Genomic DNA, 21,616 nt, shown 5'->3' with positions numbered 1-21,616 from the left:
GCCGCCACCCCGCGGCGGGGGCCCGACCCGTTGGAATGCAACTGTCGGACCGTCAGACACCGGCGACCAGCGCGTACCGCTCGTCCGTCACCGGGCCGCCCCACAGGTCGTCGACACCACCGAGCGGTTCGATCCGCAGCTCCCGCACCAACGGCCGCACGGCGGCGGTCAGATCCGCGGCGGTCACCCCGCCGTTCCACGGCAGCGACTCGGCCCCCGCCACGTACGGGACCCCGGCCTGCCCGGACTCGCGCCAGCGGCCCTCGACCAGCACCAGCCGGCCGCCCGGCCGCAGCCGTGCGACCCACGCACGCAGCGCGCCGGCCGGATCCGGCAGCGTCCACACCAGGTGGCGGCAGAGCACCAGGTCGAACAGCTCCCCGCCGGTCGGCGGCGCGGCCGCGTCGCCCGCCAGGAACCGCCCCGGCAGCCCGGCGGCCGCCAGCTTGGCGCGGGCCTGCTCCAGCATCCGCGGGGCCAGGTCCACCCCGGTCACCCGGTGCCCGGCGGCGGCCAGCAGCAGCGACAGCGAGCCGGTACCGCAGCCCACGTCGAGGACGTCGGCCGGTGGCCCGGCCGGCGCCCAGGCGTCGAGCAGCCGGGCCCAGGCGGCGCGGGTCGGAGCGGCTCGCAGGCCATGGTCCGGCTCGTCGTCGAAGGCGGGCGCGGCCGCATCCCAGTACGCGGCGACGGCGGGGGTGGGGTCGGTCATCGGACCATCGTCGCAGCCGCCACCGACACCGGATATCTCCTGGCGGCGCACCGCCCACCGGCCGTAGTCTCGGCCGATCGGAACACCAGAGGTGGGGAAACATGCTGTCGGACTACGCAGTACGGGCCGTCAACACGCTGACGGCCCGTTGGGCCCGGAGCGCCGACACCGCCAGCGGCACGGTCTTCTCGGCCGCCGGCCTGTGGCCGCTGCTCGCCGCGCTCGCGGACGGCGCCGAGGGTCCGGCCCGCCGGGAGTTGGCCGACGCCGTCGGGGTGCCCGCCGAGAACGCCGCTCGGCACGCCCACGAGCTGCTCACCGCCCTGGACCGGCTGCCCGGCACGGCCGCCGCGATCGGCCTGTGGACCCACCGCGATCTGGCGGTCTCCCCCACCTGGACGGCCCGGCTCCCCGCCCACGTCCACCAGCGGCTCGCCCAGGTCGACACCCAGCAGCATCTGGACGCCTGGGCGGCCCGGCACACCGACGGGCAGATCGACCGCTTCCCGGTCACCGTCGACGACGAGACCGCGCTGGTACTGGCCGGCGCCCTCGCCGTCCGCACCGAATGGATCCGGCGCTTCTCCCCGAGATCGCTGTGGCCCGAGAGCGGCCCGTGGGCCGACCGCGAGATCGCGGCGCTGGTCCGCACCACCCGGCTGCTCGACCGCCTCGCCGTCGCCGAGACGCCGGCGGGCCCGGTGTCCGAGCTGCGCGTCCTCGGCACCGGCGGCATCGACGTCCACCTCCTGCTCGGCGAGGAGTCGGCCCGCCCGGGGGACGTCCTCTTGGCCGGGATCGACGTCCTGGCCCGTCGGTACCCCCGCGTCTCCGGCGAGGCACTGCCGTACGGCACCCCGGGCCCCGGCGTCCGGGTGGTCCGGCAGCGGAGCTTCGGGACCAAGTCCACCCTGACCGCTCGGGCCCCCCGTTTCACCGTCGGGGCCCACCACAACCTGCTGGAGGACGCCGCCTGCTTCGGTCTCGCGACGGCCTCCGACGACAGCCGCGGGCACTTCCCGGGCATCACCCCGGGCTTCCCGCTGGCCGTGCAGTCGGCGGCCCAGTCCGCCACGGCCACGTTCAGCGCCGCAGGGTTCCGCGCGGCGGCCGTCTCGGCGGTCGCCGCGGCGGTAGGTTGCGCGGCCGTGCCGCCGCCGTACCTGGTCCGCGCGGTGGAGTTCACCGTCGACCGGCCGTTCGGCTTCCTCGCCGTGCACCGCACCTCCCGCCTGGTCCTCACGGCCGGCTGGGTGGCACAGCCGGAGGAACCGGACGACCGGTGGTGATGATCGCCGGTGGTGACGTGGCTGACCCGGCAGGACTCGAACCTGCGACACGCCGCTTTGGAGACGGCTGCTCTACCGACTGAGCTACGGACCATTGCGTGGCCGAGGAAGCGAACCTCGCCATCCCTGAGGGAGCGGGGTTTACAGTCCCGCTTGCGTCCCGGCGCTCAACGCTTGGTGATGCCTCGATCGTAGGAAACGGCGGGCGCCGGGCGCGAACGAATATCGCGCGCCGTCAGTGCAGGCTCGCCCGCAGGGCGGTGACCCGGTCGGCGGCGGCGGTGAAGGCGGCCCGGTCGAGGCTCCCGGCGTCCAGGGCCTGGGCGAGAGCGGCGGCGGCCTGGTCGCCCTGGGCGACGCTGCGGGCCGAGCAGAGCAGCAGGTCCATCCCGGCGCCGGCCGCGGCGACCGAACGCTGACCGGCGTTGCCGTAGGCGTTCAGCGCGCCGGCCTCGATCGCGTCGGTGATGGTGACGCCCTGGTAGCCGAGGCGTCCGCGCAGTTCCTGCTGGACGACGGTCGGCGACAGCCCGGCCGGGCGGGTGGGGTCCAACGCGGGGTAGACCGCCCAGGACAGCATGATCAGCTTGACCCCGGCGGCGATCGCGGGCGGGTACGGCACCTCGTCCACGTCGCGGAGCATCTTCAGCGAGATCGGCAGGGTGACCGGGCCGAGGTCAGTGTTCTGGCCCGCAGGCGCCGAGCCGAGGCCCGGGAAGTGCTTGGCGGTGGCCGCCACCCCGGCCTTCTGCTGGGCGTTGATGAACGCCGTGCCGAGGGTGGCGACCGTCCTCGGGTTGCTGCTGTACGAACGGCCCGTCGCGTCGATGAAGTTGCCCGGCTTGTCGTAGACGTCGAGGACGGGAGCCAGGTTGACGTTCAGGCCGAGACCGGCGAGGTTCTTGCCCGCGCCGGTGCCCGAGGTGGCCGCCGCGGCGGCCGGGTCCGCCGAGTGGCCGATCTCCTTGGCCGACGGCACCGGCGCCCCGGGCAGCCGCTTGATCTTGCCGCCCTCCTGATCGGTCATCAGCAGCAGCGGCTCCTTCACCGGGCTCTGCCGCTGGGCGGCCCGCAGCTGCTCGACGACGGCCTTCAGCTGGGTCGTGCCGGCCACGTTCTCCCCGAAGAACACGACCCCCGCGGCCCGCCCCTCGCGGATCGTCTGGAGCAGCGCGGTGGGCGGGGTCAGCCCGGGGTACGAGTAGACGACGCGGCGCCCGGCGAGCTGGGCGGCGGTCAGCTCGGCGGACGGGCTCGGGCTGGGGCTCGGCGTCGGGGTGGGGCTCGGGGTGGCGCTCGGGCTGGGCGTCGGGCTCACGGTCGGCTCCTGGGAGGTGGCCGAGGGCGTTTGGGTGCCGGCCGTCGGCGACTGCTGGGCCGCCTTGGGCGGAGTCGAGGAACAGGCCGACAGCATCAGCAGACCCACGGCCACCGCAAGCAGGCGCGAAGACACGGCCGCTCCCCTCTGTTCCGTCCGAACCGGGCTTTTTGTAGGTTAAGCACGATTCGAACGTCCGAGGCAGACGCCGCGCAGGGGCAAACGGGGACGGCCGCGCCGGGTCAGACCCCGCCGAAGTCGCCGCGCCCGGCAGCCGTCACGAACCGCTGCCACGCCTCAGCCGGAAAGACCAGCGCCGGACCGTCCGGGTCCTTGCTGTCACGCACGGGCACCACCGCCGGAAAGCCGTCGGCCACCTCGACGCACTCTCCGCCCTCCTGATTGCTGTAGCTGGACTTGCGCCAAGCGGCGACGCGCAGATCGGGAAGCACTGTAGGTCCCCTCCATCACGGATCGGATCATGCTGAGCGACAGGCTGGGCGGCAGGGCGTGCGCCCTGAGGCGATCGTAGGTCACCGAGTAGGGCTCGACCTCGGCCGGATCCTCGATCAGTCGACCGTAGTCGGCGCCCTCGGTGTAGGCGACTTCCGCTCCATCGGGAAGCACCAGGACAGTGAGCGAACCGCCCATCGCCCGGTGCTCGCCCTGGTCGAACGGCAGCACCTGAAGTGTGACCAGCGGGCTGCGGGCGACGTCCAGCAGATGCGCCAGTTGCTCACGCATGACCTCCCCGCCGCCGACCGGCCGCATCAGGACCGCCTCGTCCAGGACGACCCACAGCTCCGGCGCCCCCGGCCCGCGCAGCCGGTCCTGTCGGCTCATCCGCGCGTTCAGCCGCTCGGCCAACTGCTCCTCGGTCTTCAGGGATTTGCCGATGCTGAGAATCGCGCGCGCGTACGCCCCGGTCTGGAGCAGTCCGTGCACGGTCTGCGCCATGTAGGTGCGGATCTCCGTCGCTCGTGCCTCGCGGTCCATGAACGCCCGCGACCAGTCCGGGAAGCTCTCGCGGTTCACGTGCTGCCACAGGTCCGTGAACAGGCCGTCCGCCCCGAGCGCGGTGTCGAGCGCCCTGGCCAGGTCGAGGGTCGGCCGGTGGCCGGTGGTGCGTTCGATCTGGTTGATGCGGGTGCTGTGGGTGAAGGTCCGCTCGCCCAGCTCGGCCTGGGTCAGCCCGGCGGCGAGCCGCAGTCTGCGGACGCGGGCGCCGAAGAGCGCGGCCATGGACGACGAGGGGTCAACTTCGCTGCCCAAAAGATCACTTCTCCTTACGGAGCCAGGCGTAAGCCCCGACCTGCTGTGCATGGTAGCTCCGTTGGGCAACGCTTGGGGTACGGAAAGTAAGGACCGCGCAAGCGGTCCGACGGAAGGACGGCGGCACGATGCACGACACCGACGAGCCGGGCATTCCCTGCGCACCGGAGATCGGCCTGCTCCTGGTCGACACGAGGACGGGCCGGGTGGGCGAGTTCCGGGACGTCCAGGACGGCAGGTGGTGGCTGCGGCCGCGCGGCGGCGGGTACGAGTGGGACGTCGACCCGGGGGCCGTCCGGCTCGCACAGCAGGGGGACGCCGGATGAGCCCGGCCTGCCGCTCCGTGGCCGTGCACGGGTTCGGCTGCCTGGGCGAGCTGGCGGACGGCACGCCCTGCGGCGCCGAGTCGGGGATGCGCGAGACCGAGGCGGCAGCGGTGCGCTGGGTGCTCGTCCATCTGCGCGAGCACCCGCACGGGCGGGGGTTCGTCCACCGGTGCAGGCGGTGGTGGCTTCCCGCCGACCCGGGCCCGGGGTGACCGGGCCCGGGGGTCAGGGGCTGGTCTCGTACCAGCCCAGCTGGCCCCCCGCGGTCTCGTCCTCGAACACTCCGTCGGCCCAGTCGGCGGCCAGGTAGAGCATGACGGCGGTGACCCCGAACGCCCACCACGCCCAGCGCGGTATCCGTTGCCTCATGCGGGCGAGCCTACGGCACCGCTTTCGATGGACCGTCAGATTCGCTCTGATTGAGAGCAGTTGAACGTCAGGAGGAGGGCGCGCGCTCCGGGATGAGCCACCCGGTGAAACCGTCCTCGACCAGCCGCCGGTACGCCGCCCGGACCGGCCCCGGTACGTACTGCTCGACGGCGAATCCGCGCGCCGGGTACTCGACGACCCGCTGCAGGGTGCCGACCAGTTTCTCCACCACCAGCCGGTGGTCGCCGATGGCCCGCGCGTACGCGTCCGGCGGGGTCGCCTCCGACGCGCAGAGCGGCTCGGCCTCCGGCCAGAGCCGGCGGCAGGTGCCGTACGCGCGCCGTTCCATGTAGGGCATCGAGACCAGCAGCACCGAGCGGACGGCCCGGCCCCCGGCGTCGGCCAGGGCCTGGCGGGAGAGGGTGATGTTCTCGCCGGTGTTCCGCGCGGTGGGTTCCAGCAGGATCGCCTCGTCGGGGACGCCGAGCTCGCGGGCCCGCTCGGCGAACCGGACGGCCTCGCCCCGGGGGAACAGGTCCGGCCTGGTGCGGTTGGCGCCGCCGCTGAACACCAGGACCGGGGCGAGGCCCTGCCGGTACAGCTCGGCGGCCCGGACGGGCACCCCGAGGTCGTGGCTGCCGAGCACGATCGCCGCGTCGCAGGGCCGCGGCGGGTGCCCGAGCCGGAGGTAGTCCCAGAGCAGCCGGGCGTCGCCGCACTGTCGTTCGGTGATCGCGAGCCGCAGGCCGTCCGCCACGTCGCCCCCTCCAGCCTCCGGGCCGGAGCGGCCGCCGCGGGCGCCGTCCGACGGTTCGTCAGGTCACGGGCAGCATAGAGCGGTCGACCCGCCCCGGCCCGCACCCACGAGGGGCACCGGCCGGGACGGGGTTCCGCAGCACCGGGGGGCCTGGACACCGAGAAGGCACCGGTTCGCCCCGACCTGCGGAGACTCCAGTATGCCGGGTCGGCCGACCGGCTCCCCGATTCCGCATACGTCGAGTCACCGCACTACCCCGCCGCGCACACCTCCGACAGATCCGCTTCCACAACCTTCGGCGCTCGACCGCGACTCACCTGGAACAGGGCATCAAACTCGTCGTCATCAAGGAGCTGTTGGGTCACGCCCACATCGGCGTCACCGCCACGGTGTACGCCCACGTCCGCCTCCGCCTCCAGCGCGACGCCATCGACCTCCTCGGCCGCGCGCTGCGCAACCCCTCGGAGGTCACCTCCGGGCCCGACGACGGCGACGACCCACCGCTTTGTGCAGCACCCGTCCGCTGACGTTGCCGTCAACTACTGGCGCCAGACCCTCCCAGCACACAGAAAGCGGCCCCACCGGCAGCAAAACCGGTGGGGCCGCCAATTTGCTCGTCTCAGGAACATCACTTTGCTGCTAGCACCCACAGGTGGCAGCAATAGGAAATCCAACCAAAGAGACTGCGAACTTCCGATAAATCTTGGGCTACATCCCCAAAAATCGGGGATGATATTCAGGTCGCCCGCAAGTCAGAATCCTGCGGAGTTCACGCAGAATCTCCGCCATATCGACTTCTTTGCTCGCAATCTGAAACTCATATTCAGAGTCTCCCAAGCGAAGGTCACGAACAGCCCCCCCGGTGAAAACAACCCTAATTGCGTTGCCCTTTGACTCAATCTCGCTCACGCAGCCAAATCGAGTAAAACCACCCTCGTTCGACACGCAGTAGCTTTCACCCTCAGGCCAGTTGCTGCCTTCCTCGTACTCGTTCCTCCGGAGATCACACTGGAAGTGAAAGGCTCGTCCGCCTCCGTCCTCCGCCTCCGCGATCCCCACCAGGAGCAGGGGCAGCTCCTCCTCGACACCGGCCGCTCGGGCAACGATCGAGATCACTTAACTCTCCTAAAAGCCATTTGGTCCACGCCACCAGAATTGTCGAGCTCCGCTGTCGTCAAGCCAGGTATAGACCCAGTTCGTCCCAGTGTTGGCGGCCGCCTCTTCCATAGCTACTTGGCACCAGCTACACGGGGCCAACTGTCCTTCAACGTAGTAGGTATCGCCTTCGGTGGCCGGAGCGCGACCCAGCAGCGGATCGTCGCCAGCCTTCCAGTAGGGCCAAGGAGATCCGGCGATGCGAGTTGCACGCGCCTCCGTGTGGGTCGCCATGCCACCCTTCCATGAGCCCTGCGCCCTCTCTGCTGGTATCCCACGGCCCGCGTAGTAGGTGGCCGGACCCTCTTCGCCAGGATTTGCCCCGCGCGCAACTCCCTTTGAATCGTAAACCGTCACATCTGCGAGGTGGTTCGGGCAGGCGTTGTGCACCAGGACCGGCGTACTACCCGCGAGCACATAGTACGTGTGATGGGCGGCCCCCTTCTGGCTGCGTTTTCGCAGGTGGGCGGCAATCTACCGGTCCATCAACGTGCGTGGAAGTGCGTTGTTGTCCGGGCCCTTTGCCGTCAGAGGTCTACACCACTGGGGGTTTTGCGGTGGGTGGCAGCGAGGGCGGTGGAGCGGGCTTTGGCCGGTGTCCTGCTCGGGTTGGGGGCGGGCATGGTCAGGGGGCCGTAAGCTTGCCCGCGATCTCGGGCAGGCTTTGGGCCTGCCCGCAATTTGGCCGAGTGGCCCCCTGGTCTTGCCCGACGCGGGCCCCGGACCGGGTAGGTGGGTAGAGCACGCGTCGCCGCCCGCCCCGCGCCCGAGCGCCGCCATGGCGCGTCAGCGTTGGGCCGCCCTGCCGACGGCGAGCCCGTCGGCCCTCCGGTCAGCACCAACCCGGAGACGCGGCTCGGATGCTGGCTGGTCCCGCCTTCCCCGGCTGGCCCCGTCGTTGGCCTGCTGCCGAGCGATCACCGGGCCCTGCCCGGCCCTTCCTCCGCCTCTGCGCGCGCAGGTGGCCGGGCCGTCGCGCGGTGGGGCGTAGACAGGAAGCGCGGGGCGGCTCGGCCTGCGGGCCCGCGCAAGCGGGCCGCCTTGAACTCGTAAGGAAAGCTTTGACGCACTCCACCACCGGGGTCGTCACCACCGGGGCCGCGTCTCGAAGAACTGCTGAACCGGCCTGCCCGCCACCGCTGTTCACTGGACTGGCCATGTCCGCACTGGACGGTGGCACAGCCGATGGCCGAGAGGCCCGCTTCCTGCGCCCTGAGGCGGCACCATTGCGTGCGGCGAAACCGGGCTCAGCCGTCGGACCCTCACCTCGCTTGGACACGATGATCCGGCCGCCGGCCCTCCGCACGGACTGGCTGACTCCGGCCTTCTCGTCGGGCAGGACGGAGAGCATCTCGCCGGTGGGGACGATGATTGTGTCGGCGTCGCCGTCGAGCTCGCTACCCTCACCCGGCACTTCACTGGCCAGCCCCGCCGCACCCACCTGCGCTAAAGCCGCTTCCACAACCTCTCGGAGGTCGCCGCTGAGCCTCACGACGGCGACTGCCCGCGCTTTGCGCAGCGCCTGTCCGCTGACGTTGCCGTCAGCTACTGCCGTCAGACGGCCCAGAGGCCCCACCGGATACGGTCCGGCGGGGCCTCTGTCCATTTATTCGGCGCGTTCCAGATGCACTAGCAAACGCCACCACTGATCGTCTTCTGGAGCCCCCGACAGGAGTCGATACCCGGGGCCGAACGCATGCCCTACGAGAAAGTCATCCAGGCTGCCCGAGAGGCGCTCGAACACATTGCTCTGCCACCAGATGACGCCCATATCAGGAAAACCCCAGATCGACCCATCATTGCGATCAATGAAGAGTGGGTCATCATTCACCTTCCCAAAGCAGAACCATGACTCACGCCCAAGCCGGACAGGGACGCCTTCAATAACATCCGCATAGAACTGCATCTTGCCTGCCGTCTTGACATCAAAGACGACAATTCTTCCGAAGATTCCACCGTTAGCAACGCGAAGTAGTTCCAGATACTCAGGCGGAGCCTCCATTCCAGAGGGGGCAGGAACCCCCTTCGGGACGGAGTTCATCATGGACCACCCCCGCTCTCGCTGGACGGCTGCCCGCGCAGCCACCACGGCTTGCTCAAGTTCAGGTGAGATCACGGAGGCCCCAGGATGTTAATTCGAATTGGCGTGTAGTCTGGAAGAGTGCGAATCTGCTGCCATATCTGGCTGCCGATATTCTGATTGGTAAATGCCTCTAGAAGATGAAGATTGCTCGCGGCATCGGGCCCACCCAACTGCAATTCCCACACATGATCCGGGTTCATCTGCGTCAAAATGCGAGTCCTCAGACTTGCCGCAAATTCCGGATTTGTAGCACCGAATTGGTCGAATACGCGAGCAATGAGATTCGCTTTGTAGTTATTAGTGATCGAGGTGTTGCGCGCGACCGGGTTCGGCGCCTTGAAGAGAACTCCACTATCGCTAAGGTCCTGCAATGCAGCTGCCTTGAGATTGAACTGGCCCTTCGGCATTCCTGGCTGCCAGCTAACGTTAACGTCAACTGGCTCGCCGCACGTGTTATGCACGAGGACCGGCGTCGTCCCGGCGAGTACATAGTACGTGTGATAGCGGGCAACGGTAAGGTTATACATCGCCTTGGCGCCAGGGACCATGCGCACCGAGGCGATTTCCACCGCTGTGCCATCATCGCTCTTCAGATGGTGGCCCGCGACGAGCTCCACTGCGGGCGTCCACCTACCGGTGGTTTCGTCCCAGAACGGGTGCCGTGCCGTTGTGTGGATAGTCGATTCCTGGCCCGAGCTGTTCTTGCTCGCGACATCGACGAGGTCCTCGTCCGTGTGGACGAGCTTCGCCGACACGGCCTGGGCACCCTGGGTGTCGGTGTCGTCCTGGGCAGCTGCCTGGACCTGATCACCGACGGAGATGTCACCGATGGGTTTTCCAGTGCCGTCTGCCATGAGCACCAGAGTGTCGGGGGTGAAGCTGCAGGTGGTTGACTCCGGTTCGCGCCCTCCTCGGCTCGCGCCGCTGGACGGGCTCGAGGGCTGGGCAGGAGGGTCGGCTGGAGCTGAGGGGTCGGAGGCTGAGTGAGGGTCATCGCCTCTAGGCGTGGCGGGCTTATCCGACTTTCCGAGGCGAAGGCTGTCATCGAAAACCCTCTCGGCTGCACCACCCCCGTCCTCTGCCCCCTTGCTCAGAAGCCCCTTGAGCTTGGATCCAATCTTTCCGGCGAACCGTCGAGCGATAGCGCTGAGCCCGCCTTCGACCTCGAGCTCCGGGCCTACAGCGAGTGTCGCTGCCTCGGCCAGGATCTGCCCAGCCTCGTACTGCGCGGTGTTCTTCCTGACCTTGAATCGTTTCTCAACGGCACCCGAAACTCGGGAGTTAATCCTCTTCTTGATAGGAGCCAGTGGTGGAACCAGAAGTTCGGTCAGCCCATTGTCGATCGCGGCGAGGCGGTCGACGAGACCTCCGAGGGTGTCCCGCCAGTTTCCTTGCGGCGGCGGCGCGTCACCTCCGCTCATGTCGAATCGATTGGAGATGAGGCCAGTCGGGTCACTGCTGCTGATGGGGTTGTCGCCCGAGTAGGTGTATCCGCCCATCTGGTTGGGGTCGCCGGCTTCGAAGACGGGGTCGACGGTGAGGAAGCGGCCGATGGACGGGTCGTAGTTCCGGGCACCGAGAAGGTTGAGACCGGTGGTGCTGTCGGTGGGCCGGCCAAGGTAGCCGCGATTGTCGGCCCAGGCACTGGGCTGGCTTCCTCGTGGGTTTCCGTACGGGTCGACGGATCGCCGGGTGATGGCCAGCGTGCCGGCGTCGACCTGAAGATTGGCGGTGCCCTGCCCGGTGGTGGGCTGGTAGCTGATCGTTCCGTTGCCGGAGCGGACGATCACGGTGCCGTCGGGCGCATGGTAGTAGCGCTGACCCGTGACCGCCTTCGTGGTGTTGTCGAGCGTGAGTTGCTCGGCGCCCCCGAACAGGTAGAGGACGTTGGTGGCGGGTCCGCGCTGGATGAGCAGGCCGCCGTCGGCGTCGTAGAGGTAGCTGGTGGGGGTTCCGTCGGTGGTGACGGTTTCGGTGCGGCCCTCCTCGTTGTAGGTGAAGGACTGGTTGGCGGTCTTGCTTCCGGTGGTGCCACGGCTGGTGGTGTAGCCGGCCGGGTCGTAGTGCGGGGTCAGTGTTGTGGTGCCGGTGGTGGGATTCGCGGTGCTGATGGTGGTGGCGGTGTTGGGCTGCGCGGCGACGGCGGTGCCGGCGCCGGGGTAGGTGCTGGTCTGGGTGGTGTTCTTGGCCGGGTTGCCGGTGATGTCGTGCTGGACCTGCTGGGTGCGGTCACCGAGCTGGTTGTACTGCCAGTCCAGCCAGTAGGGAGCCGGGCCACCGATGGTGGCCGGCGCCGGCCGGTTGCTGACGCACTTGGCGAGTTGGCCTGCGGCAACGGCCGTTATGCCCTTGGTGTCCGTCCAGGCGGTGGTCAGGCGGTTCTGTGCGTCGTAGCTGAAGCACTGGGTGTCCGTGATGCGGTCGGCGCCGCCGCTGGACTGGGTGTCGGAGATGGTGGTGGGGTTACCGGCCTGGTCGTAGCCGTAGGTGGTGTTGGAGATCGGGTTGGCGGTGTTGGTCTGCAGGGTGACCCTGCTGGTGGCCGGCCTGCCGGTGGCCTGGTCATAGGTCCGCGCGGTGCGCAGTTGCTTACCGGGCATACCGATGGTGGTCTGGAGGACCTGGCCGAGAGGGCTGTAGGACACCGGGCCGACGTACTTGGTGTCGTCGGATCCCAGTCCTGCGGGAAGGCCCTGCGCGTTGTAGCCGTAGCCGACCGTTTCGGCGGGCAGGCCGCCCTCGGTGCCGAACGTGGTCGAGGCGAGCCAGCCGACGTCGTAGGTGTGGTCAGCCTTTCGGGTGTAGGTACCGGCCAGCTTTCCTTCCACCGGCGGGATGACGGTGGTGGTGCTGGTCACCTGGTAGTTGGTGTTGTAGCTGTCGATCTTCTGGGTGTACGCGCTGCCGGCCTTGCCACCCTTGTAGCGGGTCGAAGCGTCGGGCAGGCCCTTGTACTTCTGGTCGTACGTCCAGTCGGCGAGCAGCTTGGCCTGGTCGTCCGTGCTGGTGCCGGAGTACTCGCCGATCCGGCGACCGGCGAGGTCGTAGCTGTAGGCCAGGCTCTGGCCGCGGCCGTCGGTCGTGGTGGCGGTCCGGCCGTACTGGTCGTACGTGGTGTTGGACGTGCCGCTGTCGGGGTCCGTCTTGGAAGTGAGCTGCCCCTGCACGTTGTAGGTGTAGGACCAGGTGTTACCGACGTTGTCCTTGACCGTGGCGAGTTGGCCACCAAGGGCGTAGGTGTAGCTGGTCGTGATGTCCGCCGGGGTGGCCCTGTCGGCGGTCCCGGTGGACCACAGCTGGCCGTTGGCCGCGTCGTAGAGGGCGAGGTTGGCGTCGCTCTGGACCTTCACGTAGGCGCCTGGGTGGCTGCCCGCGCCGGTGGACCAGAGCTGGGTGGTGCCGTTCACATCGAGGACTACGAGGTTGCCGTCAGGCGTGACGCTCGCGCCGGCGCCGGGGTGGCCGGCCGTGTCGGACGACCAGAGCACCTGGTTGCCGGCGATCCCGGTCAGGACGAGGTTGCCGTCGGCCTGCATGGACAGACGGGTGCTCCTGGAGACGACGGAGGTTCCGGACGCCAGCGCCGTTCCGCCGGCCAGTTGCCGGTCGGGGGTGGTGTCGCGGGCCACGGTCGATGTGGTGCGACCGAGTGCGTCGGTGTAGGTGGTCGTTGCCTGGCCACCGGTGGGCGGGGTGGTGTCGACCCGGTCCACGCCCTTGTAGGTGGTGGCCGACTGCCAGAGCGTGTCGGCGAACGACCGGAGGATGCCGGTCACGGGTCGGCCCTGTCCGTCGTAGACGATGTCACTGACGGAGGGTCCGGTCCGGTTGGTCTCGGCCCACAGGGTGGTGCCAGGCCCCGTCGTGGTGTCGACGTAGGGGGCGATGCTGCGGACGTTCCAGCCGTGGGAGTCGTAGAAGGTGGAGGAGATCAGACGCCCGGAGCCGTTGTCGGCCCGGGTCGACTGTCCCTGACGAGCCTGCAGGAAGCCGTCGTAGATCGTGACTGTGGTGTTGTAGAGCCCGCCCTCGAGGAGTGACTGCGTGGTGACCGCGGTCGGGTCGGGATTGTCGCCCGCACCGTGCACGCTGTAGGCGAACTTCCGATCCGGAGTCTGGGTGGCCTTGTCACGGCCGGGGGTCCAGATCGCCGTGCGGCGACCGAGCGGGTCGTAGGTGGACTCGGTGACCTTTCCGTTGGCGTCGACGGCCTTGGTCACCAGCCCCCGGGCCGGCGCGATGGTGCTGCTACCGGTCCATCCGAGCGGGTTCGTGGTGGAGAACGAGGTCGGCAGCGTCCCCGCCGCCGGGGTGTAGGCGGTGGTGGTGGCCAGGCCACCGAGGTCCAGACTTCTGACGACTCGGCCGTAGCCGTCGTAGGTCACCGCACCGATGGTCTGGAACTGCGGCGCCCCGGCGGGGTCGTAGTCCGTGACGATCTGGTTGGAGGTCACCAGGCCGAGTGACGTGCCGTTCTGGCCCAGCGTCCCGATCGTCCCGGGATTGCTGATCGTACCGTCGCCGTCGTAGAAGACGCGGTTGTGACTGATCGTCGTCGCCTTGCCCGGCGCGGTGCCACACGGCCCGGCAACCGTGACGGTCTCACTCGGATACGTGAGCATCATCGGATTGCCCGCCGGAACCGCGGCATAGGACGTGGTGGTACAGGTCTCCTGCGAGGGGACGCTGACATCGCCCTTGCTGTCGACCTGGGACAGGCGACCGAGGCTGTCGAACGTGGTTCGACTCTGCGCGGTACGCCAGGTCGTCCCGTCCGACAGCAGTCCGAGTGAGCGGGACGAGCCGGCCTGGGTCCGACGCGCAGTCAGGTCCGGCAGGGTCGACAGATGCGCCGGCGCCGGATCCTGGGACGTCCAGGCCGTCCGTGGGGTGCTCACCGTCGTCGCGACCGTGGGCTCGTCGATCAGGGACTTGCCGATGACGCTGCCGCCGGCCTGGGTGTAGGACAGGCTCTCCTGTGCGGCACCCGTGAGCCAGGCGCTGTCGGTGATCTGCTCCCCGAGCGAGTTCGCGAGTCTGACGCTGCGCTGGGTCCCGTCGGCCTTGAAGTCCCCGTCCATGCCTTGCAGGTAGGAGACCGCGCTCTGGGAGATCGGGTCCGGTGCGGCGCCCGTGGTGGTGGTGACGGTGCGGTATCCGCGGAAATCGTTCCAGGTGCGGTACCGGTCGTCGGTGAGTGGGGAGTCGTCGCGGTGCCAGGCGGCGCCACCGCTGTAGTCGTACTTGACGAGCTGAGCGGGGGAGCCGGCCTTGGTGCGGTCGCTGCTGGTGATCTGTGTGACGAGGGTCTTGTTGAACCAGTCCGCGATCGGGTCCTTGGCCCCCGGGGTGTTCCAGTACACCGGGTAGCAGGCCATGGTGTTGCTGTCGGCCGAAGCCGGCATGGTGCCCTTGGTCCGAGAGCACTCGGGGTCGCGATAGGTGACCGCGATCGAGGCACCGGTCTCGGTCTGCACGCTGGAGATTCGCGGGTGGAACAACGGCGGCGCGGCCGGGCTGAGGCCGTCGACGCGGTTGTCCATCTCGATGCCCGTGAAGGTGACCGGGTCGAGTGTGACGTTGCCGCTGCCGCCCGCGGAGGTGTCCTTTCCGGTGTGCTGGATCGACTGGAGCCACATCACGGCCTGCAGGGCACCGACGTTCTTCGGATCCTGGGTCTTGCCGGTGACAGGGTCCATCGTGCCGCCGGCGTCGGAGAACACATGGGTCAGCGAATAGGAGTCGACGTCCTGCCAACCCGCCTCGGTACGGACCTTGGTGTCGATCGACTTCAGGCGGTGGGTCGTCCAGAACGTCGGCGCTGCGACCTGACAGACGTCGTCTCCGGTGCCGGAGGTCTTGAATGTCGCCGGGCAGTTCAGGTCGTACGGGGAGTCCGGCCAGTTGGTGGCGGTGCTCTTGGACAGGTTGGAGTACTGGCAGACCGTGTCCGAGGTGGTGCAGCGCTCCGTCGTGTTGAAGACCACCTTGGCGGACGGCTCCCGACCGGCGACGGCATCGGCGAGCTGGTAGCCGTAGGAGACCTGCGTCAGGTATCCGCCGCGGGTGTATGCCGTCAGGGCACCGCCCGCGCCGCTCGCGGCGACCTGGCCGTAGCCCATGTTGTAGTAGTTGGCCTCGTTGGCCCAGTCGAAGCGCTGGACGCTGCCGTTCGGGTCGACGACGAAGTCGAGGTTGAACCGGTAGCCGGGCTGCTTGTCGCACTGCGAGGCCTTGCCCTTGGCGGCGGTGTAGCACGGGTCCCCGCTGTTGGGGTGGTAGACCGGTGCTCCCCAGGCGCTGTTCGTCGCCGCGTCCGTGGTTGTGCCCGGGGCGTGGTTCAGGCCCAGGTAGTAGGCGGTGCCGTCGGTCGTGGTGACCTTGAAGTACTCACCGTCCCAGAGACCGTTGGCCGCACCGGTGAGACGCTCGACCTTCGTCCCGTCATCAGCCTGCATATGGTAGATGCCGCCGCTGTCCCGGACGAGTTGACCTGAGTGCGACCCCAGCGAGAGGGTCGCGTTCCACCCGGCCCAGCACTGGTCCGAGGAGTCCTTGATGCCGGAGTTCGCGCAGGACCTGTACGACCGCTCGATGAAGCCCGGGCTGTACGACCAGCCGTCGCCGATCCAGGACGACTGTGCATTGCGGGCCGAGGTCTCGCCGTCGATGGACTGGGAGTCGTACGACAGCCCGATCGCCGGCCCGTCGCCGTTGAGCGACGGGGGCACCGTCACCGGGTAGCTGTACGTGAACGACCCGGCTGCGGAAGCCGACCACGCGCCCGCAGCGGACAGCGAGGTGGCGGTGTAGTCGCCCTGCGAGCCGCCCGTACCGGCCACCGCTGCCAGGGCAGTACCGGACGAGGAAGTCTGCATCGGCGCGGCGAAGGCCGACTTCGTCTGCGCAGAGGCCCCGGAAAGCGGCACGGTACCGGAGATCTTCCGGGACTGAGGATCGTTGGTGAATTCGACCGGCTTCTGAGCCCGGCAAGCCGCGATCTGCGGAGTCGTCAGCGCACAGCCGGGCATCGAGACGAGCCGCAGACGGGACGCCCAACCACCACCGTAGGCCTGCTCGATCGAGCTGTAGTCGAGGGAGACCGAGACGCTGCCGGAGCCCTGTTCGCCGTCGGCACGGGTCAGGCCGACGAGCAGGCCGTCCACGTTCGCCGACCGGGCCTGGGTACGGTCCGCAACCTGGACGTCGACGGAGGAGACCGGAGCTGACTTCGCGGCCGGGGAGCCGTCTTGCTTCCCTGCCGTCGGAGCGGCCGGACGGATGCTGGCCACCGGGCTGCCTCCGACGGCGCTGCCGCCCTCGGCGAGGCTCCTGGCAGATGTTCCGGCCGGGATGTCGACCTTGACCGTTGTTGCCTTCGGCCATGAGACCGCGGCAGCCGCATGCTGCCTGAGCTCACGCGCGCCCGCCGGCACACGCGTCTCGGAGTTGGCCCCCCGACCGTCTGCCGGGTGGCCCGGCACCTTCGGCTGCTCAGGCAGCGGATCGGCCGCCCAGCTGTAGTCGATGTTCTTGAACGGTCCGACGATGACCTCGGCGGCCTCGGCCACCGGGGTCGTCAGGGAGAACGCTGTGACCACCGCGACCGTGGCTGTTGCTCGTCTGCTCCAAGAGCGGCCTCGGACTTGTCGATACCTGCGTAGCCTTGCAAACATGCTGACCCTCACTCAAATTGGCACTGGGGCCAGGTGATCAGCCGTTGGCGACCACCCACGGCCATGGTCAGCCAGAACCGTATTGCCACGTTTCTGCGGGCGGCAATAGCCTTTCCCGTAAGCCTCCGTATTCGCACGGCCAAGCCGCTTTGACCTGCGCGACTCCTGCAGGATGAACGCGAACAAATGGGGGCCAATTCAGACAGTCCACGGCCGCCGGGAGGTTATGTGACCTCCGTCACGCGGCTGTTGACTGTCACTTTCTCTTGGAGGGAAGTCCTGTGGGGGTAAACACGCGTGTCGGCAGCAGCCGTCGGCGGCGCAGATTTCGAGGTCCAGGGCTGACGGTGCCTCTTGCACTGACCTGTCTTCTACTCGGTTCCTTCGCACCGGCTCTGGCTGACAGTCAGGTATCGGCCGCCACATCCGCTGAGGCCCTCGGGCCCATGCAGGCTGCACGGGCAAGTGCGTCCAAGTCCGGGAAGCCCGTCACGGTGGATGCACTGACGAGCGAGACCTCGCAGACCGTCGCCAACCCGGACGGCACGTTCACCCTGACCACGCACATCCAGCCGGCCCGGGTGAAGAAGAGCGGCTCCTGGACAGCCGTGGACGCCACCCTTTCGAGGAACGGCAACGGCACCATCTCGCCCGCGGCAACCCCGTCCAACCTGGCCCTTTCCGGGGGTGGCACCGGGCCGCTGGCGACGCTGACGGATGCCAGGGGCCGTCAGCTGTCTCTGAGCTTCCCGCTGGCTCTGCCAACGCCGACGGTTTCCGGAGAGAGCGCCACCTACGACGGCGTGCTTCCCGGAGTCGACCTCAAGGTCACCGCAACGGACCAGGGCGGCGTGCGTGAGGTGCTGATCGTCCACAGCGCCCAAGCCGCTGCCAATCCGGCGCTCAAGTCGCTTCGCCTGGCAACAACCACGAGTGCCGGTCTCGTTGTGAAGGCCGACCAGAGTGGGGCAATCGGCGTCACCGGTGCGGACGGTGCGGCCGCGTTCACCGCGCCGAGCCCCATCATGTGGGACTCCGCCGCCCCGACGGCTGCCACGCAGGCCCCGAAGCAGGCCAAGTCCGACCGCAACGTGGCCGCCGGCACGGATGTTCCGCCCCCGCCCACATCGGGACCGGTTCCGAGCGACCGCGAGCCCGGCACCGGCTCCAAGGTCAAGCGCATCGCCGTCCAGGCCGAGCCCGGCGCGCTGACCCTGACCCCCGACGCCGGCCTGCTGACCGGCCCGGACACCGTCTGGCCGCTGTACATCGACCCGTCGGTCAGCCCCGTCACCAACGGCACCAGCCACTACGCCACCGTCAAGGAGGGCTGCCCGGGCCAGAGTGCCTACGACGTCCCCCAGGACAACGGCGAAGGCATCGGCTACCAGCACTGGAACGACTGCAACGGCCTGTACCGGTCGTTCTACGAGATCGACACCGGCAACCTGACCGCCGACATGGTGGTCCTCGACTCCAAGTTCCACCTCACCGAGACCTACGGCGCGGTCTTCGACTGCAATCACCAGGCTCCGGTCTCCCTCGCCTCCACCAGCCGGATCTACCCCACCACCAAGTGGAGCGACCAGCCCTGGATCGGGGGTGACGGCTGGCTCGGTGGCACCCAGTGGCCCAAGAGCTCCAACATCTCCAACAGGTGCGGCAATCACGAGGCCGTGTTCGACGTGACCGGCCAGATGCAGAAGATCCCCGGCAGGATCAGCCCATGGACGGTCGGCATCTTCGGCAACGAGACCAAGTCGTCCGGCAACAACGACTTCATGCGATTCAACACCAACCCGTACGTGGTCACAGTGTTCGACATCGCCCCGAACGCCCCGGACACCATCAGCCTCACCCCCGCCCCGCACAACCCCGAGGGCAACGGCTGCGACGGCAACCCGGGCTGGATCGGCAACACCGGCACCACCGGCGGCGCCTCCAACATCACTCTCAATGCCCACCTCACCACCAGGATGAGCGGCGTCAACCTGCGCGCCGGCTACCACGTGTGGGACAACATGGCCAACGACGGCAGTAACGGCCCCGCCACAGCGGCGTGGCTGTGGAGCTCCTGGCTCGCCAACGGCGACACGGCGTACACCAACATCGGAGGTGCCGTCAGCGACGGTCACCAGTACGGCTGGAACGTCTGGGTCAACGACGGCACCCTCAGTAGCCCCAGCGGTCCCTACTGCTACTTCAACGTCGACCTCACCGCTCCCAGCGTCCCCACCATCGCCGACAACGCCGCCTTCCCCCCGCTCGGCGGCGACAAGGCGCCCACCGGCCACGCAGGCGACACCGGCGCCAAGGTCAAGGTCACCGCCAACGACCCTACCCCCGGAGGCTGCAACCGCGACGCCTGCATCAGCAGCGGCATCGACCGCTTCGAATACTCCCTCGACACCAACATCCCCGCCGTCGGCGCCCGGTCCGCACCCGCGACGGACGCCGGTGCGGGCAATGCGACCGCCGACATCCCGATCGATGTCACGCGTGACCTCTGGGGCACTCACACCCTGTTCGTCCGCGCCGTCGACAAGGCCGGGAACTCCCGCGGCACCGTCGCCCAGTACTCCTTCTTCGCCCCCTGGAACCCGACCGCCACCACCGCCCCCGGAGACCTCGACGGGGACGGCGTGCCCGACCTGGCCGCCACCACCACCGACGGCAACCTCGTCCTCATCCCTGGTGGCACCAACCCGGCCGCCGCACCGGTGATCGTCTCGACACCGGCACAGAGCCCCGGCGAAGCCCGCTGGTCCGACTTCCTCATCACCCACCGCGGTTCGGTCGGCTCAACCGTCGACGACCTCTTCGCCTTCAACAAGAACTCCCACGAACTCTGGCTCTATCCGAACGACAGCGGCGCAGAGATCGACGGCGTCCCCGGAACGCCCGGACACTTCACGAGCCGGGATTTCAAGAACATCAGGAACTCGGACAGCTGCCCTGCGAAGGGCTCCGACGGCACCTGGAGCAAGGTCACCCAGATTCTCGCAACCGGATCCCTGGCACAGGCCGGCAAGCCCGGCGACCTCATCACCGTTGACAACAAGGAACTCTGGTACTACCCGGGAAGCTTCCGCGACAACTGCTTCCTCAACGCCGGTGTGAAGATCGGCTCCGGCGACTGGTCGAACACCACCCTCATCGCCCCGGGCCCCGTGGCCGGTACCCCCACCCTGTGGGCCCGTGACAACAGCACCGGCGCCATCACCAGCTACCCGCTGACCTTCAACGCCGGCGGCGTCCCCACCACCGGCATCACCGCTCCCACCACCTCGACGCTGATCTCCGGCGTCCGCGACGCCGCCAACCAGACCATGTGCCTGGACGTCGCCACCGCGGGAACCGCCAACGGCACCCCCGTCCAGCTGTGGAACTGCAACGGCACCAGCGCCCAGAAGATCACCTTCGGCACCGACCGGACCGTCCACCTCAACGGCAAGTGCCTTGACGTCAACGGCGCCGGCACGGCAGACGGTACGGCAGTCCAGATCTGGGACTGCAACGGCAGCGTCTCCCAACAGTGGGAGGCCGGCCCGAACCCCGGCAGCCTGCAGAACCCCCACTCGCAGCGCTGCATCGACGACCCCTGGGCCTCCAACACGCCCGGCAACAAGCTTGTCATCTGGACCTGCAGCCCGGGCAGCAACCAGAAGTGGACCACTACCGCCGACGGCACCGACCTGCCCGCCCCGCAGAACATCCTGGCCCTCGGCGGCGGCAACCAGACCACCGTCATCGCGTCCCCCGGCGACCTCGACGCGGACTCCTACCCCGACCTCTACACCATCACCGGAGGCGAGATCACCCGATACCCCGGCGCCCAGCCAACCGGCGGCCTCGCCCGCTTCGGCAACCCCGTGCTTCTCGGCGCCGTCCACCAGTCGACCGACCGCTGGTCCCTCGCCGACACCACCGACTCCGTCCGACCTGCCAACAACCTCACCCTCACCGGGACAGCGGCGATCACCGACGCGACCGGGCGACCCGGCAAGGCACTGAGCCTCAACGGCTCAAGCCCGTCCACCGCCACGACCTCCGGCCCTGTGCTGAACACCGGCCAGAGCTACTCCGTCTCCGCCTGGGCCTACCTCAACAACACCAACGGCTACGCCACCGTCGTCAGCCAGTCCGGTAGCAACGTCGGCGCCTTCTACCTGCAGTACTCACTGGCGTTCAACGCCTGGACCTTCATCTGCCCCGATTCCGACGTCGCCAGCCCCGGCTGGTCTGCCGTCGCGGCCGCTCCCACCCCGCCGGCGCTCAACAGGTGGACCCACCTGGTCGCCACGTACGACGCGGCCAGCAAGGTCATGAACCTGTACGTGGACGGCAAGCTCGTCGCCGCCGGCACCAACAGCCAGCCGCTGGCCTCCAGCGGCGTACTCACCATCGGCAGTGCCAGGGGCGGCGACTTCTTCCCCGGCCAGATCAGCGACGTCCAGACCTGGGACACCGCACTCACCCCCGCCGGCGTCGCCAGCCTTGAGACAGAGCGGCCCACCCTGACCCAGCTCAGCTGAGCAAAACCGAACACGATTCTGAGCAGTGAGGCCCTCACACCCACGGACGTGGTTGTGAGGGCCCCACTGTTCATGGTCCGGCTCGGTTCCGCAGACCGGCCCTCCTCAACGGCATCCGGCCGCC

14 protein-coding genes, 1 tRNA gene and 1 pseudogene are annotated in these 21,616 nt (G+C 68.8%); 5 read left to right on the top strand and 11 right to left on the bottom strand.

Annotation, left to right across the window (positions count from 1 at the left end; all coding sequences use genetic code 11):
- Nucleotides 1-52: 52 nt before the first annotated feature.
- Nucleotides 53-712: a class I SAM-dependent methyltransferase gene (locus tag OG871_RS26540; RefSeq protein WP_371499947.1), complete on the bottom strand. Its 660-nt coding sequence runs from the start codon at nt 710-712 to the stop codon at nt 53-55.
- A 101-nt stretch (nt 713-813) separates the two neighbouring features.
- On the opposite strand from OG871_RS26540, the gene OG871_RS26535 reads away from it, so the two are divergent.
- On the top strand, nt 814-2,001 hold the full coding sequence (locus tag OG871_RS26535) for a serpin family protein (RefSeq protein WP_371499945.1): 1,188 nt from the start codon (nt 814-816) through the stop codon (nt 1,999-2,001).
- An 18-nt stretch (nt 2,002-2,019) separates the two neighbouring features.
- Here OG871_RS26535 and OG871_RS26530 read toward each other — a convergent pair.
- The 4 genes from OG871_RS26530 to OG871_RS26515 form a co-directional block, all read right to left on the bottom strand.
- Nucleotides 2,020-2,095: transfer RNA gene (locus OG871_RS26530), tRNA-Trp, on the bottom strand.
- 141 nt (nt 2,096-2,236) lie between these two features.
- Nucleotides 2,237-3,454, bottom strand: coding sequence for a glycoside hydrolase family 3 N-terminal domain-containing protein (locus tag OG871_RS26525; RefSeq protein ID WP_371499944.1), 1,218 nt, complete (start codon nt 3,452-3,454; stop codon nt 2,237-2,239).
- A gap of 107 nt (nt 3,455-3,561) precedes the next feature.
- The gene (locus OG871_RS26520) at nt 3,562-3,696 is read right to left on the bottom strand and encodes a DUF397 domain-containing protein (protein WP_371499942.1); all 135 of its coding nucleotides are present in this window, start codon (nt 3,694-3,696) and stop codon (nt 3,562-3,564) included.
- The gene (locus OG871_RS26515; RefSeq protein WP_371503436.1) at nt 3,659-4,561 is read right to left on the bottom strand and encodes a Scr1 family TA system antitoxin-like transcriptional regulator; all 903 of its coding nucleotides are present in this window, start codon (nt 4,559-4,561) and stop codon (nt 3,659-3,661) included. The genes OG871_RS26520 and OG871_RS26515 overlap by 38 nt, the downstream gene beginning before the upstream one ends.
- Nucleotides 4,562-4,719: 158 nt before the next feature.
- Between OG871_RS26515 and OG871_RS26510 the strand changes: the two genes are divergently transcribed.
- Both OG871_RS26510 and OG871_RS26505 read left to right on the top strand, forming a co-directional pair.
- Nucleotides 4,720-4,917: a hypothetical protein gene (locus OG871_RS26510; protein ID WP_371499940.1), complete on the top strand. Its 198-nt coding sequence runs from the start codon at nt 4,720-4,722 to the stop codon at nt 4,915-4,917.
- A complete protein-coding gene (locus tag OG871_RS26505) occupies nt 4,914-5,129 on the top strand; it encodes a hypothetical protein (RefSeq protein WP_371499938.1) in 216 nt (71 codons plus the stop codon). Before OG871_RS26510 ends, OG871_RS26505 begins: the two co-directional genes overlap by 4 nt.
- Nucleotides 5,130-5,142: 13 nt before the next feature.
- On the opposite strand, the gene OG871_RS26500 is transcribed toward OG871_RS26505, so the two are convergent.
- The gene (locus OG871_RS26500; protein ID WP_371499937.1) at nt 5,143-5,286 is read right to left on the bottom strand and encodes a hypothetical protein; all 144 of its coding nucleotides are present in this window, start codon (nt 5,284-5,286) and stop codon (nt 5,143-5,145) included.
- A gap of 67 nt (nt 5,287-5,353) precedes the next feature.
- Entirely contained in the window at nt 5,354-6,043 is a 690-nt protein-coding gene (locus OG871_RS26495) for a YdcF family protein (RefSeq protein WP_371499935.1), read from the bottom strand.
- A gap of 236 nt (nt 6,044-6,279) precedes the next feature.
- On the opposite strand from OG871_RS26495, the pseudogene OG871_RS26490 reads away from it, so the two are divergent.
- Nucleotides 6,280-6,570 (top strand): annotated as a pseudogene (locus OG871_RS26490) (tyrosine-type recombinase/integrase); the annotation flags it as partial.
- A gap of 181 nt (nt 6,571-6,751) precedes the next feature.
- Here OG871_RS26490 and OG871_RS26485 read toward each other — a convergent pair.
- The 4 genes from OG871_RS26485 to OG871_RS26470 form a co-directional block, all read right to left on the bottom strand.
- Nucleotides 6,752-7,159: a hypothetical protein gene (locus OG871_RS26485; RefSeq protein ID WP_371499933.1), complete on the bottom strand. Its 408-nt coding sequence runs from the start codon at nt 7,157-7,159 to the stop codon at nt 6,752-6,754.
- A 9-nt stretch (nt 7,160-7,168) separates the two neighbouring features.
- On the bottom strand, nt 7,169-7,432 hold the full coding sequence (locus OG871_RS26480) for a hypothetical protein (protein WP_371499931.1): 264 nt from the start codon (nt 7,430-7,432) through the stop codon (nt 7,169-7,171).
- 1,372 nt (nt 7,433-8,804) lie between these two features.
- Entirely contained in the window at nt 8,805-9,314 is a 510-nt protein-coding gene (locus OG871_RS26475) for a hypothetical protein (RefSeq protein WP_371499929.1), read from the bottom strand.
- A complete protein-coding gene (locus OG871_RS26470; protein WP_371499927.1) occupies nt 9,311-16,882 on the bottom strand; it encodes a polymorphic toxin-type HINT domain-containing protein in 7,572 nt (2,523 codons plus the stop codon). Before OG871_RS26470 ends, OG871_RS26475 begins: the two co-directional genes overlap by 4 nt.
- Nucleotides 16,883-17,451: 569 nt before the next feature.
- Here OG871_RS26470 and OG871_RS26465 point away from each other — a divergent pair.
- Nucleotides 17,452-21,492, top strand: coding sequence for a LamG-like jellyroll fold domain-containing protein (locus OG871_RS26465; protein WP_371499925.1), 4,041 nt, complete (start codon nt 17,452-17,454; stop codon nt 21,490-21,492).
- The last annotated feature ends 124 nt before the right edge of the window (nt 21,493-21,616 follow it).

The organism is Kitasatospora sp. NBC_00374 (genome assembly GCF_041434935.1).
In the GTDB taxonomy this organism is placed as follows: domain Bacteria; phylum Actinomycetota; class Actinomycetes; order Streptomycetales; family Streptomycetaceae; genus Kitasatospora.
The sequence above is the reverse complement of the archived record's forward strand: the minus strand, read 5'-3'. Positions and strand labels throughout refer to the sequence as shown.

Coding starts and splice junctions, on each gene's coding strand:
- OG871_RS26515 (WP_371503436.1), bottom strand. CDS start 4,561: ATGGCCGCGCTCTTCGGCGCCCGCGTCCGCAGACTGCGGCTCGCCGCC.
- OG871_RS26505 (WP_371499938.1), top strand. CDS start 4,914: ATGAGCCCGGCCTGCCGCTCCGTGGCCGTGCACGGGTTCGGCTGCCTG.
- OG871_RS26480 (WP_371499931.1), bottom strand. CDS start 7,432: ATGGCGACCCACACGGAGGCGCGTGCAACTCGCATCGCCGGATCTCCT.
- OG871_RS26535 (WP_371499945.1), top strand. CDS start 814: ATGCTGTCGGACTACGCAGTACGGGCCGTCAACACGCTGACGGCCCGT.
- OG871_RS26500 (WP_371499937.1), bottom strand. CDS start 5,286: ATGAGGCAACGGATACCGCGCTGGGCGTGGTGGGCGTTCGGGGTCACC.
- OG871_RS26540 (WP_371499947.1), bottom strand. CDS start 712: ATGACCGACCCCACCCCCGCCGTCGCCGCGTACTGGGATGCGGCCGCG.
- OG871_RS26510 (WP_371499940.1), top strand. CDS start 4,720: ATGCACGACACCGACGAGCCGGGCATTCCCTGCGCACCGGAGATCGGC.